The 24,146-nt window shown below is 72.0% G+C and carries 17 protein-coding genes; 6 read left to right on the forward strand and 11 right to left on the reverse strand.

Going from position 1 to position 24,146, the window contains the following annotated elements:
• The 4 genes from FRCN3DRAFT_RS43875 to FRCN3DRAFT_RS0210905 all read right to left on the reverse strand — a co-directional run.
• The coding region (locus FRCN3DRAFT_RS43875; RefSeq protein WP_007514678.1) for an AAA family ATPase at nucleotides 1–1,369 on the reverse strand (1,369 nt) is incomplete at its 3' end.
• A gap of 72 nt (nucleotides 1,370–1,441) precedes the next feature.
• Nucleotides 1,442–2,617 carry a metallophosphoesterase family protein gene (locus FRCN3DRAFT_RS0210895; protein WP_007514679.1) on the reverse strand — a complete coding sequence of 392 codons (1,176 nt, stop codon included), beginning with the start codon at nucleotides 2,615–2,617 and terminating at the stop codon, nucleotides 1,442–1,444.
• Between the two features lie 113 nt (nucleotides 2,618–2,730).
• On the reverse strand, nucleotides 2,731–4,593 hold the full coding sequence (locus FRCN3DRAFT_RS0210900) for an ATP-binding protein (protein WP_007514680.1): 1,863 nt from the start codon (nucleotides 4,591–4,593) through the stop codon (nucleotides 2,731–2,733).
• 357 nt (nucleotides 4,594–4,950) lie between these two features.
• A complete protein-coding gene (locus FRCN3DRAFT_RS0210905; RefSeq protein WP_007514681.1) occupies nucleotides 4,951–5,997 on the reverse strand; it encodes a class I SAM-dependent methyltransferase in 1,047 nt (348 codons plus the stop codon).
• Nucleotides 5,998–6,336: 339 nt separating this feature from the next.
• Here FRCN3DRAFT_RS0210905 and FRCN3DRAFT_RS0210910 point away from each other — a divergent pair, with 339 nt between their 5' ends.
• On the forward strand, nucleotides 6,337–9,411 hold the full coding sequence (locus FRCN3DRAFT_RS0210910; RefSeq protein ID WP_035927375.1) for an AfsR/SARP family transcriptional regulator: 3,075 nt from the start codon (nucleotides 6,337–6,339) through the stop codon (nucleotides 9,409–9,411).
• 42 nt (nucleotides 9,412–9,453) lie between these two features.
• Here the strand turns inward: FRCN3DRAFT_RS0210910 and FRCN3DRAFT_RS0210915 are convergent, their stop codons facing one another.
• The 5 genes from FRCN3DRAFT_RS0210915 to FRCN3DRAFT_RS0210945 form a co-directional block, all read right to left on the reverse strand.
• The gene (locus FRCN3DRAFT_RS0210915) at nucleotides 9,454–11,727 is read right to left on the reverse strand and encodes an ATP-binding cassette domain-containing protein (protein WP_007514683.1); all 2,274 of its coding nucleotides are present in this window, start codon (nucleotides 11,725–11,727) and stop codon (nucleotides 9,454–9,456) included.
• A gap of 9 nt (nucleotides 11,728–11,736) precedes the next feature.
• On the reverse strand, nucleotides 11,737–12,204 hold the full coding sequence (locus tag FRCN3DRAFT_RS43885) for a DUF4326 domain-containing protein (protein ID WP_083401448.1): 468 nt from the start codon (nucleotides 12,202–12,204) through the stop codon (nucleotides 11,737–11,739).
• Nucleotides 12,205–12,248: 44 nt separating this feature from the next.
• The gene (locus FRCN3DRAFT_RS0210930; protein WP_106410431.1) at nucleotides 12,249–13,193 is read right to left on the reverse strand and encodes a polysaccharide deacetylase family protein; all 945 of its coding nucleotides are present in this window, start codon (nucleotides 13,191–13,193) and stop codon (nucleotides 12,249–12,251) included.
• A 193-nt stretch (nucleotides 13,194–13,386) separates the two neighbouring features.
• Complete coding sequence (locus FRCN3DRAFT_RS0210935; RefSeq protein WP_027140465.1) at nucleotides 13,387–13,842, reverse strand: pyridoxamine 5'-phosphate oxidase family protein; 456 nt, start codon at nucleotides 13,840–13,842, stop codon at nucleotides 13,387–13,389.
• A 419-nt stretch (nucleotides 13,843–14,261) separates the two neighbouring features.
• On the reverse strand, nucleotides 14,262–16,046 hold the full coding sequence (locus FRCN3DRAFT_RS0210945) for an N-acyl-D-amino-acid deacylase family protein (protein ID WP_007514687.1): 1,785 nt from the start codon (nucleotides 16,044–16,046) through the stop codon (nucleotides 14,262–14,264).
• A 213-nt stretch (nucleotides 16,047–16,259) separates the two neighbouring features.
• Here FRCN3DRAFT_RS0210945 and argS point away from each other — a divergent pair, with 213 nt between their 5' ends.
• Nucleotides 16,260–18,026: an arginine--tRNA ligase gene (gene argS, locus FRCN3DRAFT_RS0210950; protein ID WP_051466224.1), complete on the forward strand. Its 1,767-nt coding sequence runs from the start codon at nucleotides 16,260–16,262 to the stop codon at nucleotides 18,024–18,026.
• A gap of 120 nt (nucleotides 18,027–18,146) precedes the next feature.
• Here argS and FRCN3DRAFT_RS51255 read toward each other — a convergent pair whose 3' ends face one another.
• Nucleotides 18,147–18,506, reverse strand: a complete 360-nt coding sequence (locus FRCN3DRAFT_RS51255; RefSeq protein ID WP_083401450.1) for an NPCBM/NEW2 domain-containing protein — start codon at nucleotides 18,504–18,506, stop codon at nucleotides 18,147–18,149.
• A 605-nt stretch (nucleotides 18,507–19,111) separates the two neighbouring features.
• Between FRCN3DRAFT_RS51255 and FRCN3DRAFT_RS0210960 the strand changes: the two genes are divergently transcribed.
• Complete coding sequence (locus FRCN3DRAFT_RS0210960) at nucleotides 19,112–20,293, forward strand: substrate-binding domain-containing protein (protein WP_007514690.1); 1,182 nt, start codon at nucleotides 19,112–19,114, stop codon at nucleotides 20,291–20,293.
• 211 nt (nucleotides 20,294–20,504) lie between these two features.
• Nucleotides 20,505–21,302, forward strand: coding sequence for an SAM-dependent methyltransferase (locus FRCN3DRAFT_RS0210965; protein ID WP_007514691.1), 798 nt, complete (start codon nucleotides 20,505–20,507; stop codon nucleotides 21,300–21,302).
• Nucleotides 21,303–21,328: 26 nt separating this feature from the next.
• Here FRCN3DRAFT_RS0210965 and FRCN3DRAFT_RS0210970 read toward each other — a convergent pair whose 3' ends face one another.
• Nucleotides 21,329–22,207 carry a helix-turn-helix domain-containing protein gene (locus tag FRCN3DRAFT_RS0210970; RefSeq protein WP_007514692.1) on the reverse strand — a complete coding sequence of 293 codons (879 nt, stop codon included), beginning with the start codon at nucleotides 22,205–22,207 and terminating at the stop codon, nucleotides 21,329–21,331.
• Between the two features lie 270 nt (nucleotides 22,208–22,477).
• On the opposite strand from FRCN3DRAFT_RS0210970, the gene FRCN3DRAFT_RS0210975 reads away from it, so the two are divergent.
• Both FRCN3DRAFT_RS0210975 and FRCN3DRAFT_RS0210980 read left to right on the forward strand, forming a co-directional pair.
• Nucleotides 22,478–23,224, forward strand: coding sequence for an ABC transporter ATP-binding protein (locus FRCN3DRAFT_RS0210975; protein ID WP_007514693.1), 747 nt, complete (start codon nucleotides 22,478–22,480; stop codon nucleotides 23,222–23,224).
• The gene (locus FRCN3DRAFT_RS0210980; protein WP_007514694.1) at nucleotides 23,221–24,078 is read left to right on the forward strand and encodes an ABC transporter permease; all 858 of its coding nucleotides are present in this window, start codon (nucleotides 23,221–23,223) and stop codon (nucleotides 24,076–24,078) included. Before FRCN3DRAFT_RS0210975 ends, FRCN3DRAFT_RS0210980 begins: the two co-directional genes overlap by 4 nt.
• Nucleotides 24,079–24,146: the final 68 nt, after the last annotated feature.

Below are 24,146 nucleotides of genomic sequence, written 5' to 3' on the forward strand. Positions count from 1 at the left end.
CGTGATGCGCCTCGCGGGCCCGTTCCAGAACGGCCCGGTCGGGAGCGGTGAGGAGCGCGGCCCGGGCGTCGTCGTCCGCCCGCTCCGCGGCCTGGCGGTGCCGCGCGGCCTCGGCGGCGGCGCGCTGGGCGGCGCGCAGCAGCCCCGCGACCTCGACGACACCCGGTGGGGTGCGTACACCGGCCAGCAGGTCGCGGTCGGCCCGCAGCCGGGTCACCTCGTCGGCCGCCTCCCGTGCCCGCCGGGCGGCCTCGTCCCGCGCGACTGCCGCGGTGTCCCGGGCACCTCGGGTCTCGGCGACCGCGGCGGTGACCCGGTCGAGGGCCGCGCGGGCGGCCGTGTGGGTGGCCTGGGCCTCGGGCTGGGCCGCGAGCAGCCGTCCCAGCTCGTCGTGGTCACGGCTGGCCTGTTCCAACGGGGCGCGTGCGGGCGCGGCCGCCAGGTCGTCGCGGGCCGCGGTGTCGGCCCGCTCGGCCGCCTGCCGGCGTTCGGCCGTCTCGGCGGCGGTCCGGCTCGCGCTGGTCAGCCGGGTGGTCAGCTCGGCGACGCCGGCCGGCGTCCGGACCGCCGCCAGCAGGTCCCGCTCGGCGCGGGCCCGGTCCAGCTCGGCGGTGGCCTCCTGGGCGGCGCCGGCCTTGGCGGCGACGTCGGCGAGCGCCGCGTCGACCAGGCCGGCGACCTCGACGAGCGTGTCCACCCGGCCGGCGGCGCTGGCCTCGGCCTCCTCGGTGGCGTCGCGGTAGCCGTCGAGCTGTCTGTCGAGCACCTCGGCGCGGTGGCGCTGTTCGGTCGCGCGGTTGTTGGCGGCGACGCGGATCTCGTCGTAGACGCCCAGGCCGAGCAGCTTGGTGAGGATCTTCTGCCGGTCCGCCGGCTTGGCGTGCAGGAACTCGGCGAAGTCGCCCTGGGGGAGCACGACGCAGACGCAGAAGTGCTCGAAGCTCAGGCCGAGCAGCGCCTCGACGGCCCTGCTCACCTCGGAGTCCGCCGCGACCACCTCGGTCTGGTCGCCGGGGGCGCCGAGCCCGGCCGGGTCGGCGAGCTTCTCCAGCCGGGCATTGCGCACCGTGACCCCGCCGCTGGCCATCCGGCGCAGCTCCCTGGCCGCCACGAAGCGGCTGCCGGCCGCGTCGAACACCAGCCGCACCGTGCCGCGCGCCACCGTCGGGGCAAGGGCCAGCGACACCATCCGCCGGTCGTTCCACCGGGGCACCGAACCGTAGAGGGCGAACGTCATCGCGTCGATGACGGTCGACTTGCCGGACCCGGTCGGCCCGACGAGCGCGAAGTAGTCAGCATCCGCGAAGTCCACCGCCACCGGGTCCCGGAACGAGCCGAAACCGGCGATCTCCAGCAGCACCGGTCGCATCAGCTCTCTCCTTCCGGCGCCCGTCGGCCCCCGGCGGCCTCCCGACCAGCGACGACGACCGGGGCCGTCGGGCTAACCATGCCGGTCGGCTCCGACAGTTTCGTCGTGCAGGGCGGCGAAGAGCGCCTCCACCCGGTCGTCGGCGATGTTCTGCGTGCCGAGGTACTCGTGGAAGAGGTCCGTCGGGCCGCGCTGCCCCCCGTCCGCGAGGCGGCTGGGCCGCGAACCGGTGGCCGCGGCGGCGAACTCCGGGTCGATGCGCACCTCCAGCGCGTTCGGCAGCAGTTCCAGTACCTGCTCGCGCAGCCCGGCGCGCGCCGGCTCGCGTACCCACACCCGCAGCAGGGCGTCGCCGTACTCGGCAGCCGCCTCCGCGAGCTCCGCCACGGCGCCGCGCACCGTCCGCAGCCGCCGCCCCGCCGTGACCGGGATGTCCACGCCCTTCGCCGGGACGCCCGGCGACGCGTCGACGACCCGGACCACCGGCGTGTAGTCCTCCTCGCCGAAGTCGACGGCGAGCGGGGAGCCGCAGTACTCGACCGGGCAGGGCGCCGGCAGCGTCTGGCGGCGGTGCAGGTGGCCGAGCGCGACGTAGTGCGCGTCGGCGGGGAACGCCGTCGCCGGCACGTAGTAGTCGAAGATCGACTGCGCCAGCCGCTCGCCGCCGCCGAACCTCCCGCCGGTCACCGTGAGGTGCGCGAGCACCAGGTTGACGGCGTCGTCGTCGAAACCGCGGGACAGCGCGGCGAGCAGGTCGCGCACCATCTGGTCGTACCTCGCCGCGTTCTCGGCCGGGGTCTGGGTCACGAGCTCGGCGGCGCGCACCGCGTAGCGCTGCGACAGGAACGGCAGCACGGCCACCCGGACCGGTTCGCCGGTGCCGCGGGCGGTGAACGGGACGACCCCGCCCTTGTCCGCCCTGCGCACCGTGCCGACCATCGTGATCCCGGCGGCGTGCATCAGCGGCCGGTATGCCTCGAACGAGCGCGGATGGTCGTGGTTGCCGGCGATCACGATCACCTCGGCGCCCGTGCCGCGCAGGCCGAGCAGCGTCTGGACGGCGAGCCGCTGCGCCTCCGCGGACGGCGCCGCCGAGTCGTAGACGTCGCCCGCCACCAGCACCGCGTCGACCTCCTGGGCGCGGGCGATGCCGACGACCTCGCGCAGCACCGCTTCCTGGTCGTCGAGCCGGCTGCGGCCCTTCAGCGACTTGCCGATGTGCCAGTCGGACGTGTGCAGAAACCTCATGGCGAGCTGTCCTTCGCGGCGCGGCCGGGCGCGGGGCGTGCCGGCCGTTGGACGAGCGGTGCGGTGGAGGCGGTCGGGCGATCAGGTGGTCAGGCGGTCGCGCGGTCGCGCGGTCAGAAGGGCGGCGGGTCGTCGTCGGGGTCGGGTAGCTGGCCGAACGGGTCCGGGCGGGACGGCGCGGGCACCGCGGGCCCGCCGGCGGCCGTCGCCGGCGCTGTGAGGGCGTCGTCGTCGCCCGCCTCCGACGGCCGGGTCGCCCAGGCGGGGAACGGGAACGTGACGGCCAGCGGGACGGGGATCTCCGGCTGGGTGACGAACATCGAGCCCGGCTTCGCCAGTGTCGCCCTGGCGCGCTGGCTCGGCGGCAGGAACCCGTACTCCGGCCGGGCCGCCTCCGCCGGGTCGAGCCGCCCGACGATCCGGATCGCGCTGTTCGCGATGATCCGCCGTTCCACCTCGCTCGCCGTCTGCTGCGCGCCGACCAGGATGATGCCCAGCGACCGGCCGCGCTCCGCGATGTCGAGCAGCACCTCCTTGATCGGACTCGTCCCGTCCCGCGGCGCGTACTTGTTCAGCTCGTCGAGCATCGTGAACAGCAGCCCGCCGGGGCCCGCGTCCTCCTTGCGCCGCATCTCCGCCGCGAGCACCACGCCGACGACGAACCGCTGCGCCCGCTCCGGCAGGTTGTGCAGGTCGACGACGGTCACCTGGTGGCCGGCCGTGCTGACCCGCCGGCCCGCGGCGTCCGGCAGGTCAGCCCGGATGACCGTGCGCAGCGCCCGCAGCGACGAGCGCAGCCGGCGCACGAACGCGTTCACCGTGCCCGCGCCGGTCGCCGGCCCTGCCCACTTCGCCCGCGCGCCCTCGTCGTTCACCCGGTCGATGACGAAGTCGACGAGCTCCTCGTAGGTCCGCAGGACCTGCCCCTCGACCTTGACGCCGCCGTCCGCGCCGAACGGGACGGCGTCGAGGCGCAGCCGGTTGGTGACCTGGTGGACGACCATCGTGTACTGCTGGCGATCGTCCTCGGAGTCCGCGAAGACGTACGGGAGCAGCTCCTCCCGGCAGAACTCGAGCGGGGTCCACCAGAACGCGCTCACGCCGGACGTCCGTGCCGCGACGTGCGGGCGGCCGGTGGTGTCGCCCGGCAGCGGCGGGGCGAAGAAGCCGGCGGACGCGAACGGTTCGGCCGGCAGCCCGAGCCGGTCGTAGACCGCGCGGACCTCGTCTGTCAGCCGGATGTTCGGCCGGTCCAGGAACAGCAGGTCCTCGCCCTTGACCGAGAACACCAGCGCCTTCGCGTTCACCGCCGCCCGGCCGAGCACGCCACAGCGGAAGACCGAATACAGCAGGAACAGCGCGAAGCTGGTCTTCGTCGCGACGCCGGAGATGCCGCTGATGGAGACGTGCGCGCCGCGGGTGCCGTCCAGGAACTCCAGGTTGACGTAGATCGGGCTGCCGTCGCGGCCCAGGCCGACCGGGATGCGGCGGTCCATCTGGTCGAAGTAGAGCGCGGTCGCCCGCTCGTCGCCGGTGGCGCGGCGCACCAGCTCGCCCGGGCGGGGCGGGACGTAGATCTCCGGTTCGAGGCGCGTCGTCGTCACTTCGGCGATCTCCTGCACCTGGGCTGGCAGCACACCCTCGGCGATCAGGAATACGTCCGAGTCGAAGCTCGCGCCCTCGTGCCGTGCCTCGACCTGGGTGACCACACCGGCCGTCATCACCGGTCCGACCCCGGGCACGGTGCGGATCGTGACGACCACGTCGTCCAGCTGCAGGTAGCTGCCCTCGTTCAGCGCGACGTGGAACAGCAGCGGGGTCGCCTCTTCGGTGCCCATCACCCGCCCGACCGGGGGGGTGACCGCTGTGGGGGCGGCAGCCGGCCCGGCCGGCGCGAGGGCCGCGTCGTCCGGAGTCGCCTGGCGCGTGCCGTTCGACGGCGCGCCATTGCGGCCACCAGCCTCCGTCACCGTCACCGGGTCCGTCACCTCCACCGTCGCGCCGTCTGTCGCCCAGCGCCCGCCGCGCGTCCTCGTGCTCGTGCTCGGAGCGTGCACGCCCGGACCGCGATCACCCCGGCTCCGCATTATCCGGCCGGACGCGACCGTGGCACGTTCGCCCGACTTCGGCGTGTCTCGCCACATCCGATCCGTGGCCGTGGGGCGGGCTGGCCGCGGAGCCCGAACCGACCGCACCATATGCCGCGGTCCGGACAGTTCGCCGGCGCGTGGCTCTCGGTGGTTCCCCGCCGCCGGTTCCTCCAGGGGCTGTGATCGTCCTGACGGACAGATCGAGCACCCTGGAGGCGGCGCGCCCTTCCCGCGGCAGGGCGGTTACGGGCGGACCTCGTAGACGATGTTGAACGGGGTCTGGGCGGCCCGGCGGAACCGGGTGAAGCCAGCCTCGGCCGTCACCCGCCGGATCGCCGCCTCGCCCGCTTGCGCGCCCAACGCGTGACCGCCGGGCTGGGAGAGCGCGTTGGGCACGCACATGAACGTCGAGCCGCTGTAGTACGCGCGCCCGACCGGGTTGAAGTTGCCCTCCACCGTGTCCGCGGCGAAGGGCTCGACCAGCAGCCAGGTCCCATCCGGGGCCAGCGCCTCGCGCACCCGCCGGGCGGCGCCCACCGGGTCGCCCAGGTCGTGCAGGCAGTCGAACATCGCCACCAGGTCGAAGTCACCGCCGGTGAACGTCTGCGCCGTGCCCACCTCGAAGGTGACCCGGTCCGCGAGACCGGCGGTGGCGGCCTTCTTGCGGGCCAGCTCGATCGACTCGGCGTGGTAGTCCAGACCGACGACGGTGGTGCGCGGGTAGGCCTCGGCGATCAGGATCGACGAGGACCCCAGCCCGCAGCCGAGATCCGCGACCCGCGCCCCGGCGGTCAGCTTCGCGTCCACCCCGTCGAGCGCGGGGATCCAGCTGGGAACCAGTTCGGCCACGTAACCGGGGCGGTAGAACGCGTCACAGCCGAGGAACACGTCCTCGTGGTGCTCGTGCCAGCCGAAACCGGCGCCGGTGCGGAACGCCTCGCTGATCTGGGGCTCCGCCCGCAGCATGCCGAGCGAGAGGAGGAACGCTCCCGGGATGTTGGGACCGTTCGGGTCGGCCAGGCAGAACGCCTGCTCCGGCGTGAGCGAGAACTCACCGCTAGCCGGGTCGTAGCCGACATAGCCGCCGGCGGCCTGCCCCCGCAGCCACTCGGTCAGGTATCGCTCGTTGCAGCCGGTGCGCTCGGCGAACCGCTCCGGCGTCGCGGGGCCCTGGGCGAGCGCCTGGTAGAGGCCCAGCCGATGACCAATCACCACCGAGCCGGCGGCGTGGGTGGCCGAGAGATCGTTGACGGCCCTCCCGAGGAAGTCCATCACCCTGGCGTGGTCCATGACTGTCTCCTCATTTCCGTGCTTCGTAGTTCCGTCCGCGTCTCGTCGTCCGCCGGGGCTGGTGCCGGCCGACGAGGGAAAGATTCGGCCGGTGGCCTTGCACGCGACTTGCATGCGCTGACACGCCGCTAACGTGGCGCTCGCGGCAGGTTCTGATCGAGCCCACGCGGCCGGTTCGAACGAGGTGCGCCGGCCGTAAGGCCGATCGAGGCGGAACCACGACGCGCTGGCCTCGGACGGCGTCCACGGGCCGACGGTTCGGAGGGCTGACGGGTTCTCGTCAGGTCCGCCCCATCGCGGCTGGGACGGGAAATGCTGGCGCGCTGGGGGTGGGCGACGGTGGATGGGTTCGCGCCGGTGCGGGTGGAACTGCTGGGTCCGCTGCGGCTGGTCGTCGACGGCGTGCCGGTCGACGTGCGCGGCCCGAAGCAGCGCGCCGTGCTCGTGCTGCTGGCACTCGCCGAGAGCCGGATCGTTCCGGTCGACCGGCTGGTGGACGCGCTGTGGCCGGCGGAGGTCCCGGAGTCGGGCCGCCAGGCGTTGCACAGCCAGATCCATCGGCTGCGCGGGCAGCTGGCCGCGGCGGCCGGCCGGTTGCGCACGCTTCCCGACGGCTATCTGCTGGAGCTCGGCGACGACGGTCTGGACCTGACGCAAGCCCGTGCCCTGTTGGCCGCCGCGCGGCGGGATCCGGCCGGCGCGTTCGCGCGGCTGCGCCGGGCACACGGGTTGTGGCGCGGCCCGGTCCTCGCCGATCTCGGCGACGTCGAGCCGATCGCCGCCGCCATCGAGGGCTGCGCGCGGCTGCGCCGGGAGGTGATCGACGCGCTGGTCGCGGCCGGACTCGCCGAGGGGGAGGCGGCCGCGGTCGCCGGCCTTGCCGCGGCGTCCGTCGCCGCCGAGCCGCTGCGCGAGCCCGCGGTGCTGCTGTCAATGCGCGCGCTGGCGGCGACCGGCCAGGCACCGGAGGCGTTGCGTGTCGCGGCCGCCTACCGGCGCCAGCTCGTCGAGGAGACCGGCCTGGATCCGTCCCCGGCGCTGGATGCCCTGGTGCGGGACGTCGCCGCCGGGGCCGCTGGGCCACCGCCACCCTCGATGGCGGCCCCCGCGCCGCCATCGCCGTCCCCGAGGCCCGCACCCCCGATGCCCTCGCCGTCCCCGATGCCCCCGATGTTCCGGTCGGCGCCGCACCCGGCGACTCGGCTCTTCGGCCGCGACGGGCAGGTGGGGGCGCTGCACCGGCTGCTTGCCACGGAACGGCTGGTGACCCTCGTCGGGCCCGGCGGCGTTGGCAAGACCAGAGTCGCGCTGGAGGTGGCCCGGTCGAGTGACGTCGCGACGGTGCTGCCGCTCGCGCCCGTCACCGACCCGGCCGCGCTGCCGCATGCGCTGGCGGCGGCCCTGGACCTGGAGGTCGTCCAGGGCGACGTCCTGGCGGCCTGCGCCGCGGTCCTCGGCGCGCGTCCCGGCCTGCTGATGATCGACAACTGTGAGCACCTGCTCGACGCGGCACATGACGCGGTCGGCGCGCTGCTGTCGAGGTGCCCACGGCTGACGGTGCTCGCCACCAGCCGCGAGCCGCTGGGCCTGGCCGCGGAGTACGTCTGGCGGCTCGCGCCGCTGCCGCTTCCTCGCCCGTCCGGCCAGGCGCTCGCGGCTCCGGCCGGCTTCGAGGCTGCAGCGGACCCAGCGGACCCAGCTGGCCTGCCGGACTCCGCCAACCCGACGGACCGTGGCGGCCAGACGGATCCCGTCGACCCGGCCGGCCTTGCCCGCGTGCCGTCCGTGGCGCTCTTCCTCGAGCGGGCCGGCCGGGTGCGGCCCGGGCTGGCGCCGACGCCGGGCGAGCTGTGGACCGTGGCCGACATCGTGCGCAGGCTCGACGGGATGCCACTGGCCATCGAGCTCGCGGCGGGCCGGCTCTCGGCCTTCTCCTTCTCCGACCTGCGAGATCGGCTGGACCGCTCGCTCGACCTGCTCGGCGGTGGCCGGCCCAGCGGCGACCCGCGGCACCGAACGCTGCGGGCGACCATCGAGTGGTCCTACCGGCTGCTCACCGCTGACGAACGGCGCCTGTTCCGCCATCTGTCGGTCTTCGTCGACGGCGTCGGCCTCGACACCGCCGAACGGCTCGCCGCGGACCTTGGCCTGGCCGGCGATCCCGGCGGCGCCGTCGCCCGCCTCGTCGACACTTCCATGATCAACGCGGATTTCGCCGCCGGGCAGCCGCGGTACCGGATGCTCGAAACGCTCCGGGCCTTCGGCGTGGACCGGCTCGCAGCGGCCGGCGAGGACGAGGCCGCCGCCGGCCACCTGCTGCGCTGGGCCTGCCGGTTCGCGGGATGGTTCGACGCCGTGGTGCGCACGGAGCGCGAGCCCGAGGCCGACGCGGCCCTGCGCCGCGAGCTGCCGAGCCTGCGGGCCGCCTGGCGGCTGGCCCGCGACCGCGGGGATCTCGATGCGGCGGCCGCGTTGGTCGTCACGCTGTACGACGCGATCGCCTACCGCGATCTCATCGAGATCCGGGGCTGGGCCGAGGAACTGGCCGCCGACCCCGCGATGGCCACCCATCGGCACGCCGCCCCGGTGTTCGGCGCGGCCGCCGACGCCCTGTACCACCGTGGCGCATATGCCCAGGCCGAGCGGCTCGCGCGCATCGGACTGGCGCTTGCCACCGACGACGCGGCCCGGTCGTGCTGCCTGCTGCCACTGTCGATCTCGACCCTGGCCCGCGGCGCGTATGCCGAGACGATCGAACATTCCCTCGCGGCCTTCGAGCTCGACTGCCGCCCGCGCGAGAACCTGGGTGTCGCCGCCCTCGCCGCGACCTACGCGGGTGACCTGGAGCGTGCCCGGAGACTGAACGAACGCGGCTCGGTGGTGTCCGTGTCACCGTCATCGCGCGCCTGGGACGCCTATGTCGCCGGGGAGGTCGAGAACCACGCGGGCCGCGACGAGAGCGCCGAGGAGCGGTACACCGCCGCCATCGACCTGGCCCGCGGCTCCGGTGCCACCTTCCTCGTCGGGATCGCGGCCGTGGGGCTGCTGACCGTGCGAGCCCGTGCCGGCCGGGTCGACGAGGCGCTGGCCGGCTACCGCGAAGTGATCGACTACTTCGCCCGCACCGGGAACTGGATACACCTGTGGACTACCCTGCGCAACCTCGCCGACCTGCTGCGCCGCCTCGGGGACCACGCCCCCGCGGCCCTGCTCGCCGCCGCCGCCGACCACGCTCCGGACGCCTCGGCCGTCGCCGACCACTCGGCCGTCGCCGACCAGGACCTCCCAGCCCGGGTGGCCGATGGCGACGAGGAGCCGCGCGGCACGATGCCGTCCCCTGCCGCGAGTCCCGGCCGGGCCGAGGTCCTCGCCGCCGCCCGGCAGGCGATCACCCGCAACCTCGGCCGGACCTGAGCCCTGGCCAGCCGTAGCCGTAGCCTCGGCGGCTGGGGACGGCTACGCGTCGACGTACTGGGCGAGGTGCTGGCCGGTGAGCGTGGAGCGGGCCGCGACCAGGGCGGCCGGGGTTCCCTCGAACACGACCCGCCCGCCGTCATGGCCTGCGCCCGGGCCGAGGTCGATGATCCAGTCGGCGTGTGCCATGACCGCCTGATGGTGCTCGATCACGATCGCCGACGCGCCCGCGTCGACGAGCCGGTCCAGCAGCCCCAGCAGCTGCGCGACGTCGGCGAGGTGCAGACCCGTGGTCGGCTCGTCGAGCACGTAGACGCCGCCGGTCTCGGCCAGGTGGATCGCCAGCTTGAGCCGCTGGCGCTCCCCGCCGGACAAGGTCGTGAGCGGCTGGCCGAGGCGCAGGTAGCCGAGGCCGACGTCGGCCAGCCGGGCGAGGACGGCGTGCGCCGCCGGCGTCCTCGCCGGCCCGCTCGCGAAGAACTCCGCCGCCTCGTCGACCGACAGGGCGAGCACCTCGCTGATGTCCAGGCCGCCGAGCCGGTACGTGAGCACCTCGGCCTGGAAGCGCCGTCCCTCGCATTCCTCGCACACGGTCGAGACCCCGGCCATCATCGCGAGGTCCGTGTAGACGACGCCGTTGCCGTTGCAGTTCGGGCAGGCGCCCGCCGAGTTGGCGCTGAACAGGGCGGGCCTGACCCCGTTCGCCTTCGCGAAGGCCTTCCGGATCGGGTCGAGCAGGCCGGTGTAGGTCGCCGGGTTGCTGCGCCGTGAGCCTCGGATGGGGGCCTGGTCCACCGAGACGACACCGGCGCTCTTCGGGATCGAGCCGTGGATGAGGGAGCTCTTGCCCGACCCCGCGACCCCGGTGACGACGACCAGGACGCCGAGCGGGATGTCGACGTCGACGTCGCGCAGGTTGTGCCGGTTCGCGCCGCGGATCGCCAGCTTCCCGGTGGGCGCGCGGGTCACGGTCCGCGGCGCCGCCCGGTCGTCGAGGTGGCGGCCGGTGCGGGTGCCGCTCGCCCGCAGCCCGGCGACGGTGCCCTCGAAACACACCGTCCCGCCCGTGTTCCCGGCGCCGGGGCCGAGGTCGACGACGTGGTCGGCGATCGCGATGGTCTCCGGTTTGTGCTCGACGACCAGCACGGTGTTGCCCTTGTCGCGCAGGCGCAGCAGCAGGTCGTTCATGCGTTGGATGTCGTGCGGGTGCAGCCCGATGGTCGGCTCGTCGAAGACGTAGGTGACGTCGGTCAGGCTCGACCCGAGGTGGCGGATCATCTTGGTCCGCTGCGCCTCGCCGCCGGACAGCGTCCCGGACGGGCGGTCGAGGCCGAGGTAGCCGAGCCCGATCTCGACGAACGAGTCGAGAGTCGCCCGCAGGGTCGCCAGCAGCGGCGCGACCGATGACCCGTCGAGCGCGCGCACCCAGTCGGCGAGGTCGCTGATCTGCATCGCGCAGGCGTCCGCGATGTTGACGCCGCCGATGCGGGAGGCGAGCGCGGCCTGGTTCAGCCGGGCGCCCCCGCACTCCGGGCAGGCGGTGAACGTGACCGCCCGTTCCACGAAAGCCCGGACGTGTGGCCGCAACGCCTCCTTGTCCTTCTGAAGAAACGCCTTCTGGACTCGCGGGACGAGACCCTCGTAGGTCAGGTTCATGCTCTCGACCTTGACCTTGACGGGCTCCTTGTAGAGAAAGTCCCGTAGCTCCCGCTCGCTGTAGTCCCGGATCGGCTTGTCCGGGTCGAGAAACCCGGAGGCGGTGAAGACGCGGACCTGCCAGCCGTCGACGGTGTAACCGGGGATGGTGATTGCGCCCGCAGCGAGGGACTTCTCCCGGTCGAACAGCTCGTCGAGGTCGATGTCGGTCACCGAGCCCATGCCCTCGCACCGCGGGCAGGCGCCGGCGGGCAGGTTGAAGCTGTAGTGGAACGCTGGTCCGGCGCTTGGCACACCCAGCCGGCTGAACACGATCCGCAGCAGCGCGTTCGTGTCCGTGGCGGTTCCCACCGTCGACCGGGAGTTCGTGCCCATGCGTTCCTGGTCGATGATGATCGCGGTGGTGAGCCCCTCGAGCAGGTCGACGTCGGGGCGGGCCAGGCTCGGCATGAAGCCCTGCACGAAGGCGCTGTAGGTCTCGTTGATGAGCCGCTGTGACTCGGCCGCGATCGTGCCGAAGACGAGCGAGCTCTTACCGGAGCCCGACACGCCGGTGAAAACGGTCAGCCGGCGCTTGGGAATGTCGACGCTCACGTTCTTCAGGTTGTTCTCGCGAGCGCCGTGGACACGGATGAGGTCGTGACTGTCGGCGGCGTGCATAAGGCCAAGCTATCCACCGGTCCGGACAAATCGTGACCGCAATTCACCCCTCGGCGACGAGCGCGGCCTGCCGGCCACGACCTCAGTGGCGGCTGGTGGAGGTCGTGCGGGCCCGCTGGTGGGGGCGTGCGCGGCGAGGACGTCGGCGTGGCAGGGGCCGTCGAGGGGGCACCAGCAGGCGAGCGGGTGACCGGCGAGCTCGTCGAGGTGGGCGAGGACCCAGGAACGCGAGACGGCGCGGTGGCCGGCGGGCAGCTCGTCGGGGCCCTCGCCGCCGAGCCAGGCGGCGTACTCGCGGATGGCGACGGTGCGGTCCCGGCCGGGACCGCGATGGTCGAACGGGTTGCCCCAGGGGGTGGTGCGGTCGACCTTGACAGCGCCCGTGGGCATGCGCCAGCCTGGCGCGCGCGAAAGCCGGACGCGCGTCGGCGGGCCGTCTGATCGTCGCGGGCCGTCTGATCGTCGCTGGATGTCCATGACGGTCTTCTTCCCGGCTCCGGCCGCTCCAGGCAGTTCGGGGGCTATCCGAGGAGGGTGTCGAGGGTGACGAAGCCGTAGCCGCGGTCGCGCAGGGCGCTGATGATGCCGGGCAGTGCGTCGGCGTCGAGTGTCGAGTGGTCCTGCGGGTGGGAGCCCAGGTGCATGAGAACGATCTCGCCGGGCTGGAGCGCGTCGACGACGCGGGCGGTGACGGACGCGGCGCTGCGGCCACCGGACGTGCCCTGCCAGCCGAGGGTGTCGACCGTCCAGCGGACCGGCACGTAGCCGAGGGCGTTCACAGCGGCGATGTCGTGGGCGTTCCGGTCGCCGAAGGGGAAGCGGAACAATGGCCGCGGATCCCGGCCGCTCGCCGCCTGGATGTCGTGCTGGGCGCCCAGCACCTCGCTGCGCAGCGCGGCGTCGTCGAGCTTCGTGAAGTACGGGTGGGTCGACGAGTGGTTGCCGATCCGGCCGCCGGACGCCGCGATGTCGCGCACCTTCGACGAGTAGCTGTTGGCGAACTGCCCGGTGAGGAAGAACGTGCCCGGAACATGCTCGCGCGCGAGCGTCGCGAGGATCGGGGCGACGCCGTCCGCGTTGGCGCCGGCATCGAAGGTCAACGCGACGATCTTGCGGTCCGTCGGGATCCGCTCCCAGTCCTTCCCGAGCAGCCGCGCCGGCAGCGCGGTCCCCTGCGTCGTCGTCGGCGGCGGCCCCGCCGTGCCTGGCTTCGTTGTGCCTGGCTGTGGCGTCGCGGGCCGGGACGGCTGCTGGCTCGCGGGCCCGCTCGGGGTCGGCCCAGTCGGCGAAGCCGTCGCCTGGCCGGTGCCACCCGGCGAAGCCGTGGCGGTGGCGGTGGCCAGGCCGCCAGTGGGGCTGGACGTCGTGCCCGCCGGTTGGCCCTTCCCGTCCCCGCCGCAGGCCGGGAGCACGGCCAGGCACGCGGCGAACGCGCACAGAGCGGTGACACGGCGTCCGCGCGTCATGGTGGATCCGACGCTGTACCTGGCCACGGGGTTGCGCGTCCCGGCGCCTTCGCGCCTGGCGGCGGCCCCGTCCGCCTGAGCTGTCCGTGCCGGCATGACCGTCTCCCAGCCGTGTGTCGGCCGCCGGCCGATCGGGCGCTCGCCCACCTGTCAGCCACCTGCCTGGTGAACGCGTCCTGAGCTTCCGTGGACGTCAGGAGACAGCCACCCGCGCGCGGGACTGGGCCGGGTCGCGCATCCGGAGCAACGGCACGCCGATGCCGTAGCAGACGAAGTCGCCTTCGGGGGCGATCTCGATGACGCGGCTTTCCGCCCTGCGCTCCGGCGGCACCCTGGAGACCAGCTTCGCGGCCGGCGAGCCGTCGTCCAGGGAACAGGCGGGATGCACGACCGCCCGGCCGTGGAAGCTGATCGTCGCCGGCGGAATCGGCGCCAGCAGCGACAGGAGCCCGCCCCTGCGTACCGGCACCGTCACCGCGACGTGCCCGGTGGCCGCGATGTGCTTCGCCTTCCAGCTCTCCACGCCGGTGACCACGTAGAGGCGCCGGTCGGTGACCGTGTACAGGACTCCGCTCGAGCGCGGCTGCCCGGATGGGGTGACGTGCGAGACGGTCGCGAACGACGCCTTGCCGAGCGCGCGCCAGATCATGTCAGGCGTGAGCCGCCGCCCTGTGGGGTGTGCTCTGACGACCTTGTCCCGTGCTCTGACGACCTTGTCCCGTGCTCTGACGACCTTGTCCGTGACGGATTCCAGAGGGGCCCTGGTTGTCGTTTCCATGTCTGTCCCGCCTGTTGCCCGCGTGTCCTCGTGGGTAACCGTCCTCGACTGACCGCCTGCCGTCGCGTTCGGCGCGTCGGCGGGCCGAGGTGCTCCACCTCGCTTCCACCAGCGAACACCTGCCCGCCGACTCCGGGTAGGGGAGTTCGGCGCGGCCGGCCATGGCCTTTCGCGCAGCGAAAGGCCCACTGATGCTCGGCACGGGGGTCGAAAGACCCGTTTGATGAACGCCCCAGGAGCGACCTACCAACCCCGACGCCCTCCGCGTCGTCGGGGTGGTCGTCGGGGTATCAGCGGGCGCCGCGGATCAGCCGGCCGGGGCGGGCGCCGGTGTCAAGACCGTCGCGGCGGGTGACCGTGCCCGCGACCATGGTGAGGTCGTAGCCGGAGGCGTCCTGGACCAGGCGGCGGCCGCCGGCGGGCAGGTCGTAGGCCATCCGCGGGGTGTGCAGGGTCAACCGGTCGAGGTCGACGACGTTGAGGTCGGCCCGCTTGCCGGGGGCGAGGACGCCGCGGTCACCGAGGCCGAACAGGGCGGCGGTGTCGGAGGTCTGCTTCTTGACGACGTGCTCCAGCGGTAGCCGGGCGCCGCGGTGGCGGTCGCGGACCCAGTGGGTGAGCAGGAACGTCGGGTAGGAGGCGTCGCAGATCATGCCGCAGTGGGCGCCGGCGTCGGACAGGCCGGAGACGCCGGCCGGGTGCGTGAGCATCTCGCGGATCACGTCGTGGTTGGCCTCGGCGTAGTTGAAGAACGGGATCATCAGCATGGACGTCGCCGGATGGTCGGTGCCGGCGGCCTGCTCCAGCATCAGGTCGTAGAGGGCCTCGAGGCCGCCGACCCCGCGCCGCTCGGCGATGGCGGCGACCGTCTGCTCGCGGGTCGGCTCGTAGTCGGGCGGATCGCCCATCGCGTAGAGCCGGTCCAGGCTGAAGGCGATCAGGTCCTTCATGCCGTCGAACTGCCTCGCGCGGTCGACCGGCAGGTCCTCCTCGGCCAGGATCGCCTTCCTGACCGCCGGCTTCGCCAGCTCGAAGCCGCGCTCCGCCGGAGACAGGTGCGCGAGCGCGCGGAACGACGGCCGGTGGGTAAAGGCGTGGTGGCCGGCGAAACCGATGAGCATCCCGAACGGGCGAGCGGCGATCTGCGGGTACAGCGGCGATCCCGCTTGGAACGCGGCGGCGGAGGACTCCATCAGCTCACGCCACATGGTCGGGGCGGCATCGACCTGGAGCAGCGCGTAGGAGACCGGGCGGTCGATCTCCTTGGCGAGACGGCGCATCCAGTCGAGCTCGCGGGCCGGGGCGACGAGGTCCTCGCCGGCGGAGCCGGTCGGCGCCAGCTCGAAGACGGCCCGCCCGCCGCGCGCCATCGCCCGGCCAAGCCCGAACAGCTCGTCCTCGGCGGCATAGGTGCCCGGGACGGGCTCGCCGTTCATCGCCCGGTGGGCGACCGTCCGCGACGTCGAGAAGCCGAGCGCGCCGGCCTCGACCGCCTCCTGGACGAGACGCGCCATGGCGGCGATGTCGTCGGCGGTGGCGGCCTCGTTGCGGGCGCCGCGGTCGCCCATGACGTAGGCCCGGACCGGCCCGTGCGCGACCTGGACGCCGAAGTCCACGGCGAGCTCCCGGTCGGCGAGCCGGTCGAGGTAGCCGGGGAAGGACTCCCAGCCCCAGGTCATCCCCTCCGTGAGCGCCGTGCCCGGGATGTCCTCGACGCCCTCCATCAGCTCGATCAGCCATGGCTCGCGGCCGGGGGTCACCGGCGCGAAGCCGACGCCGCAGTTGCCGGACACCACGGTGGTGACCCCGTGCGAGCTGCTCGGCTCCAGCAGCGAGTCCCAGGTGACCTGTCCGTCGTAATGGGTGTGGATGTCCACGAACCCTGGAAGTACGTACCTGCCGGTCGCGTCGATCGTCTCGGCGGCCTCGGTCTCGATCCCGCCGGCACCGGCGCCGGCGCCGGCCACCCGGTGGACATCGACGATCTGCCCGTCCTTGACGCCGACATCGGCCCGGAACGGCGCCGTCCCCGTCCCGTCCACCACCAGGCCGCCAACGATCTTGGAATCCAGCATCTCGGGCAGCTCCGCTTCGGATCCAGCTGACCTGGGGCGATGTCGGCGCGCGACCGGACCGTCGCCAGGCAGATTTATACAATATCCACAGTATGACCCACATCACAGCTCAACGGAAGTGGCGCCGTTGGGTGGTGGCGCGGATGGCCGTCGCTTCGTCGCCGTCCTTAACCGATGGACCTGGCTGGAACAATGGGAGGCGACGAAGGAAGGATGTTCTCTGTGAGCAACCACGAGGTGCTGCCGCTGCTCGGTCAGGTCGCCGACGCCGTGTCCGGCGCGATCGGCCGAGCGCGCCCCGAGCTCGCGGGAGCGGACCCCGTGGTACGCCGGTCGGAGCACGCGGACTTCCAGGCCAACGCCGCGCTCGCTCTCGCCAAACGGGCTCGGATCAGGCCCGCGGACCTCGCGGCCGAGCTGGTCGCGGCGCTCGCCGACGGGCCGATCGGCACGGTCGAGGTCTCTGGCCCGGGCTTCCTCAACATCAGGGTTCCCGACGCCGCGGTCTGGGGGCAGGTGGCGGCGCGGCTGGGGAGCGCTCGCCTGGGCGTCGGCCTGCCGGACGAGGGCCGGCGGACCGTGGTCGACTATTCCGGGCCGAACATCGCCAAGGAGATGCACGTCGGGCATCTGCGGACGACGATCATCGGCGACAGCCTCGTCCGGGTCCTGGGTTTCCTGGGCGCGGACCTGGTCCGGCAGAACCATCTCGGGGACTGGGGCACCCAGTTCGGGATGCTGATCCAGTACCTCGACGAGCATCCCGAGTCCGCCTGGCACCAGGACGAGCTGTCCGCCGGCACCTCGGCCGTGTCGGCCCTGGACGAGCTGTACAAGGCCGCCCGCAAGGAGTTCGACGCCGACCCGGCCTTCGCGGACCGCTCCCGGCAACGGGTGGTCGGCCTTCAGTCCGGCGATCCGGCCACCCTCGCCAAGTGGAAGGAGATCGTCGCCGAGTCCGAGAAGGCCTTCCGGGTCATCTACGACCGCCTGGGCGTCCTGCTACGCCCCGAGGACTCGGTGGGCGAGTCGTTCTACAACCCCATGCTCGCGGAGACCATCGACGAACTGGTCAAGGCCGGGCTCGCCGTGGAGAGCGACGACGCCCTGGTGATCTTCTCCGAGGAGGTCACCGGTCCGGACGGCACCCCGGTGCCGCTGATGGTTCGCAAACGCGACGGTGGCTATGGCTATGACACCACGGATCTGGCGACGATCCGCTACCGCGTTCATGACCTCAAGGCGACCCGCCTGTTGTACGTCACCGACTCCCGGCAGGCCCTGCACTTCAAGATGATCTTCGAGGCCGCCCGCAGGATGGGCTGGCTCACCGACGCCATCGACGCCGAGCACGTCCCGTTCGGCACCGTGCTCGGCAAGGATGGCCGGCCGTTCAAGACGAGGGCGGGCGGCACCGTGCGGCTCATGGACCTTCTCGACGAGGCGGTCGCGCATGCCCGTGCCGTCGTCGCGGAGAAGAACCCGGAGCTGGCGGCCGCCGACCTCGACCAGATCGCCGAGCTGGCTGGCGTCGGGGCGGTCAAATACGCCGACCTGTCGACGTCGCGGCTCAAGGACTATGTCTTCGACCCCGATCGCATGGTCGCGCTGACCGGAAACACCGGCGTCTACCTGCAGTACGCGCACGCCCGGATCCGGTCGATCCTGCGCAAGGCGGGTGATCCGGAGGCCAGCGTCGACTCCGGCGTGGCCCTGGAACCCGCGGAACGTGCGCTGGCGCTCGAGCTCGACGGTTACGGCGCCACGCTGACCGAGGTCGGTACGACCCTGGAGCCACATCGCCTGGCTGGGTATCTGTACGAGCTCGCGCGGGACTTCACGGCCTTCTACGAGTCCTGCCGCGTCCTCGACGCCGAGGAGCCCGTCCGCTCCAACCGGCTGGCTCTCTGCCAGCTGACGGCCCGCACCCTCGGCCACGGCCTGTCACTCCTCGGCATCACGGCCCCCGAACGCATGTGACGCCGGAGCCCGTGCCAGGACGGCCGGGCGCCCGGATGTGACGCGGGTGCCCGGCCGTGCGGGTCGGCTGTCCAAGGTCGGCCCCGCGGCGTGGGCGACCGTACCTGGACGGCCGTTTGATCAGCTCGGCGCGTCACCCTGGATACCGGTGATACGAGCATCTCCGAACACCGACACCGACTGGTCCCAGTAGTCAGCCTGGACCTTTGTCGTCATGAGCCGCAGCCGCAGGACACCTGTGACGTCGATGTCGAGGGGAACCGAGTTGCCCAACTTGACCGTGTTCGAGGCCAGCCGGCGGCCGTCACCAAATATCTCGATCAGGTAAGTGGTGCCGCTGGTCGCGTCGTCCGAAAGGCCGACCGTCGCCTGGAGGCGGTGAGCATCCCGCCCAAGATCGTATTTAGCGTACGTCGAGGTATCGCCGCTGTATCCGTACTTTGAGGGGACCAGGACGCTTCCGGTATGGGCGGTCGACAGGCACGGGGATGCCCCAGATCCTGAGAACGGGCGTCACCTGTCGGCGAGAGTTGACCAGATTCGGCTCCAGCCGTCCCTGTGGTTCGTGGACCGTCGGCGCCCCATCCGTCGCCGCGGTGCCCGGCCGTGCCCCGGAGTTCCAGCCGGCGCGAACGCCACCGAGTACGTGGCCGGCGGCGGCCAGAGGCGGGAAGCGCCGTAGCCGGCTCGGGGACCGACGGGCGGGCGGGCTGTTCAATACCCACCCGACGATGGGTGTTCGCCCCGCTTGGTGAGCAGTTCGACGGTGTCGCCGGGCGGCGGCGACGACGAGACCGCCATGGTCGGCGGTTGTGGTGGGCAGCCGCCGGCCGAGGGACGAGAAGGGCGGCAGCCGATAAGTGACCAACCCCTCGCCGACGCCCGGTTGGGCGGGGTGACGGAGGCGTGCTATCGCCCTTGTCTGCGAATCTCGGAAAATTGATACCTCGTGCCGTCCTGTCCTCGCCGGTGTGGAATCCTGACGGTGGGCCGAGACGGCCCGCCACGAAGTCGGGAGCATCGAAAGCCTGGTGTTCTCACCGCCGGTGTTCGCATGTTTCACAGTGTTGAGGAGCTCTGGACCGGTGCGAGTTTCGAGGTTTCGCCGCCGTTGGGTGGCGGTCGGCGGATGCGTCGCGGCGCTTGCGTTCGGCTTGACCGCCTGTTCCGACTCGTCGAGCGGGCCCGGTGGGGTGAGCCCGTCCGCCACGGGGTCCGCCGCCGCGTCGCGTTACACGACGCCGCTGAAGGGGATCTGCCCGTCCACAGTCGTCATTCAGGCGAACTGGTGGCCCGGCCTTCCTGACGGGTACCTGTACCAGCTTCTCGGCCCGAACCCGACGATCGACGTGAGCAAGAACCGGGTCGAGGGAGCGCTGGGCGCTACCGGCGTGAGGCTCCAGGTGCGCGCCGGCGGGCCGGCGACGGGCTTCCAGCCGGTGACCTCGCTACTGGCTCAGGACGACAGCATCCTGGCCGGCTATGTGGGAACGGACGAGGCAGTGCAGGCTTCCGGGGGGCAGCCGACGGTCGCCGTCTTCGCGCCCTACGAGAAGTCTCCGCTGGCGCTGATCTGGGGCAACCCGGAGTGGAACTTCACCAGCGTTGCCGAGATCCGCCAGTCGGGCGCGACGGTGCTGGCCAGCGCGAGCGGGACGTCCTTTCCCGACGTCTTCATCCGGGAGGGGTCGCTGGCCAAGTCCCAGGTCGACACCTCCTATCAGGGATCTCCGGACCGGTTCGTCGCCGCCGATGGCAAGATCGTGCAGCAGGCGTTCGTGACCAACGAGCCCTATCTGCTCCAGCACGATGTCAAGGCGTGGGGCAAGCCGGTGAAGCACCTGCTTCTGCAGGACGAATACCCGGCGTACATCTCCGCGCTGGCCGTTCGGCCGGACAAGGTGTCGGCCCAGCACGCCTGCCTGGCCAAGCTGGTGCCGCTGTTGCAACAGGCGCAGCGGGACTACGTCGCCAATCCGGCGCCGGTGAATCAGCTCCTGCTGAAGGTCGTCGGCACGCTGCACACGGGTGGGTTCACCCTTTCGCCGGAGCTGCTCGCGTACGGGAACGCCACGCAGAAGCAACTCGGGTTGATCGCCGACGGCAGTGACGGAGTGTTGGGTAGCTTCGACACGGCCCGGGTACAGACGCTGATCGGCCGGCTGGTCCCGGTCTTCACCGCGAAGGGTAGCGAGCCGAAGCCGGGGCTGGCTCCTTCGGACCTGGTTACCAACGAGTTCCTCGACAAGACAGTGACGTTGAAGTAAGGGACGTTGACGTAAGTGACGGGCGGGGGCCGTCCCGGCCGGGACGGCCCCCGCCCGTCACTCCTGCCTGGCGAGGCGGTGAGCCGGGTGACCGGCCGGAATGGCGACGGAAGAAAGGCGACGTCCGGGCAGGGCCGCCTCGGACGATCCGTATGATGAGTATCGGGGTCTTGTGGCCTCCCCTGATAAGGCTGCGAAGGGAACGTCACCCATGAACGAAGGTTCGTCACCCGGCGTCGACATCACCGTGCCGCACTCGGCGCGAGTGTGGAACTACTGGCTCGGCGGGAAGGATTTCTATCCGGTCGACCGTGAGTTCGGCGACCGGCTCTACGAGCTGCTTCCCGAGATTGTGCAGATCGCCCGGCAGGCTCGGGCCTTTCTCGGCCGCGCGGTCACCTACCTGGCCGGAGAGGTGGGTATCCGGCAGTTCCTCGACGTCGGCACCGGCCTGCCGACGGCCGACAACACCCATGAAGTGGCGCAGCGGATCGCCCCCGAGTCACGGATCGTCTACGTCGACCACGATCCGCTGGTCCTGGTGCACGCGCGGGCCCTGCTGGTCGGCGCGCCCGAGGGGGCCACGAACTACGTGGACGCCGACGTCCGCGAGCCGAAGAAGATCCTCAGGGCTGCCCGTGAGACCCTGGACTTCACCCAACCAATTGGGTTGATCATGCTCGGGATCATGGGAAACGTGGCCGACCTCGACGAGGCGTACGCGATCGTGCGCGAACTGCGCGACGCCCTTCCCTCCGGCAGCTACCTCGTGTTCAAGGACGGCACCTACGCCATCATGGGCGAGGACCGCGCCGACACCATCCACGATCTCCACGAGCACGAGAAATTCCCGTACCACATGCGCACTCCCGAGCAGGTGGCCCGTTTCCTCGACGGTTTCGAACTCATCGAGCCGGGTCTGGTCTCGACGCCGTTGTGGCGGCCCGCCCCTTCGGCCGAACCGCCTCTGCCGATCGACGACCTGTGCGGCGTCGGCCGGAAGCCCTGACGTCCGCCGTCCAGTCGGAACGGGTGTCACACGGCGTGCTGTGAGTGGAGTGTGGCGATTTTTTGGATAACTTTTATCGTGTCGTCGGGCGTCGTGCTTTTGAGCGCCAGGTTGTCCATGGCGAGCATGTAGCGGATGACGTCTTCCGGTTTGTCGAGGTAGATGGCGCCCGTGAGGTGCTCCACGTAGACGACGTCGGCGATGTCCGGCTCGCCGAATCGTAGAATGCTGAATGCGCCTCCCTCGGCGGGGTGGGGGCTGACGCCGAACGGAATCACCTGGATGATGATGTTCGGGTTCGCGTTCAGAGCGATCAGGTGTTCGAGCTGGCCTTGCATGACGGCCGGCCCGGCGACCGAGCGCCGCAGTGCCGCCTCGTCGATCACCGCCCATGCCCGGGGCGGGTCTGGCCGGTCGAGAATGGCCTGCCGGCTCATCCGTGCCTGGACCCGGCGTTCGACGATGTCGGCGTTGTCCGCCTGGTGACCTCCGGATATGACGGCGCGGGCGTAGTCCTCGGTCTGGAACAGGCCGGGGATGAACTGAAGCTCGTAGGTCCGGATCAGGATCGCGGCTTCCTCCAGGCCCAGGTATGGCTGAAACCACCCCGGCATCACGTCGGCGAAACCCTGCCACCAACCGGGCTCGTTAGCCTCACGGGCGAGTTCGAGCAGCGGCGAGCGGTCCTTCTCGTCTGTGACGCCATACAGGGTCAGCAAGTCGGCGACATCGCGTTCCTTGAAACTGACCCGGCCCAGCTCCAACCGGCTGATCTTTGACTCGGACGCCCGAATGGTGTAGCCAGCGTCCGCCCGGCTAATGCCCTTCGCTTCCCGGAGTCGCCGTAGCTGCGTGCCCAGTACAACGCGGCGTACGATCGGCCCGCTCGCCCGTTGCAGCGTCATTCCTCCGCCTTCATCCGGCCACATTGCTGGCAGCGTACCGGATGATGATGGCAGTCCATGTGGCCGGGTTCACCAACAGCGCCGGGACAATCCGGCCTGGGAGTGCCCGCGCAGGCCGGGCGGCCCGCGCTCCGGGATTGTTTCGCGGCCGTGACCCGGGGGCGGCGCCAGGGTGTGCCGGTAGCGTCCCGCATCGGGGGCTACGATTCGTCCGGGAAGGACGTCGGCATGCCGCCGGCAGCCCGACCCCGTGGCCAGAGGGGAGTGACGATGCCCGCTGCCCCGGGGATCGCGTTGGCGTTCGACGACGTGGGAAAGACCTTTCCCGATGGCACCGACGCGTTGCGGGGGGTGTCGCTGACGGTAGCCGACGGCGAGTTCGTGGCGGTGGTCGGGCCTTCGGGCGCGGGGAAGTCCACGCTATTGCGGATCGCGTCGGGGTTGACCGAGCCCTCCAGCGGGACCGTTGCCGTCGGGCCCAACCCTCCCGGCTACGTTTTTCAGGATTCCACGCTGTTGCCGTGGCGCACCGTCGAGGGCAATGTCGGCCTGCTCGCCCAACTCGACCGCGTGCCGAAGAAGCGGCGGCGCGAACTCGTGGCCGCGTCCATCTCCCTCACCGGGCTCGAGGGGTTCGAGCGCCACCGGCCGACTGCGCTGTCCGGGGGCATGCGGATGCGGGTCTCGCTCGCCCGGGCGCTCACGGTGCGGCCGTCGCTGTTCCTCTTCGACGAGCCGTTCGGTGCGGTCGACGAGATCACCCGGCAGCGGCTCGGCGAGGAGGTGCAGCGGCTGCACGCCCGCGAGCGGTTCGCGGGCCTGTTCGTCACCCACTCGGTCGTGGAGGCGGTCTGGCTCGCGGGCCGGGTTGTCGTCCTGTCGGCCCGGCCGGGGCGGGTGATCGCGCAGGTCGACGTCCCGTTCGCCTACCCGCGGCCCGCCGACCTGCGTTTCGACGCCGCCTTCGGCACCGTCGCCCGGACCGTCTCGGCCGCGCTACAGGAGTCGTTCACGTGACCGCGACCGCCCAGGCACCGCTCGCGCTCCCTGCGGCCGAGAACCCCCGCCGCCCGCCCGGCCGCCCGCGCCGCGTGGCCCGCGCGGCCGGGCCGCCGCTGGCGGTGCTGGCCGCCGTCGTCGGCGTCTGGTACGCCGTGAGCTACCTCGCGCTGGCCCCCCGCCGCCGCTTCCTGCTGCCGCCGCCGCACGAGGTCGTCACCGACGGGTTCGGGGACTGGACCACCTTCCACGAGACCCTGAGGGGACTGGGCGCGACGGCGAAGGTCGCGTTCGTCGGGCTCGCCATCGCCGCCGCCCTCGGAGTGATCTTTGCTGTGCTGATGAGCCAGGCGGGCTGGGTCGAGCGGTCCTTCTACCCCTGGGCGGTGGTCCTCCAGACGATCCCGATCCTCGCGATCGTGCCGCTGATCGGGTTCTGGCTGGGGTACGGATTCTGGTCCCGCACCGTCGTGTGTGTCCTGGTCGCTCTGTTCCCCATCACCACCAACACCCTGTTCGGGCTCCAGTCGACGGACGCCGGGCAGCACGACCTGTTCACGCTGCGCCAGGCCGGCCGGTGGGCAAGGCTCGTCCACCTCGAGCTCCCTAGCGCCCTGCCCGCGGTGTTCACAGGGCTGCGCATCTCTGCCGGGCTGTCGGTCATCGGCGCGATCGTCGGCGACTTCTTCTTCCGGCAGGGGCAGCCGGGCATCGGCAGCCTCATCGACGACTACACCCAGCGCCTGCAATCCGCCCCGCTGTTCGCCGCGATCATGGTGTCCTCCCTGTTCGGCCTGGCGGTGTTCTGGCTGTTCGGGCTGGCCGCCCGCATAGCCGTCGGCACCTGGTACACCCCCCGCCGCCGTTCGTGACCACAGGGTTTGGCTGACCGGACCCCGGCGAGGTCGACGTGACCTTCGGCGCGGGACGCACGTGGCGC

It is taken from the genome of Pseudofrankia saprophytica, assembly GCF_000235425.2.
Lineage (GTDB): Bacteria > Actinomycetota > Actinomycetes > Frankiales > Frankiaceae > Pseudofrankia > Pseudofrankia saprophytica.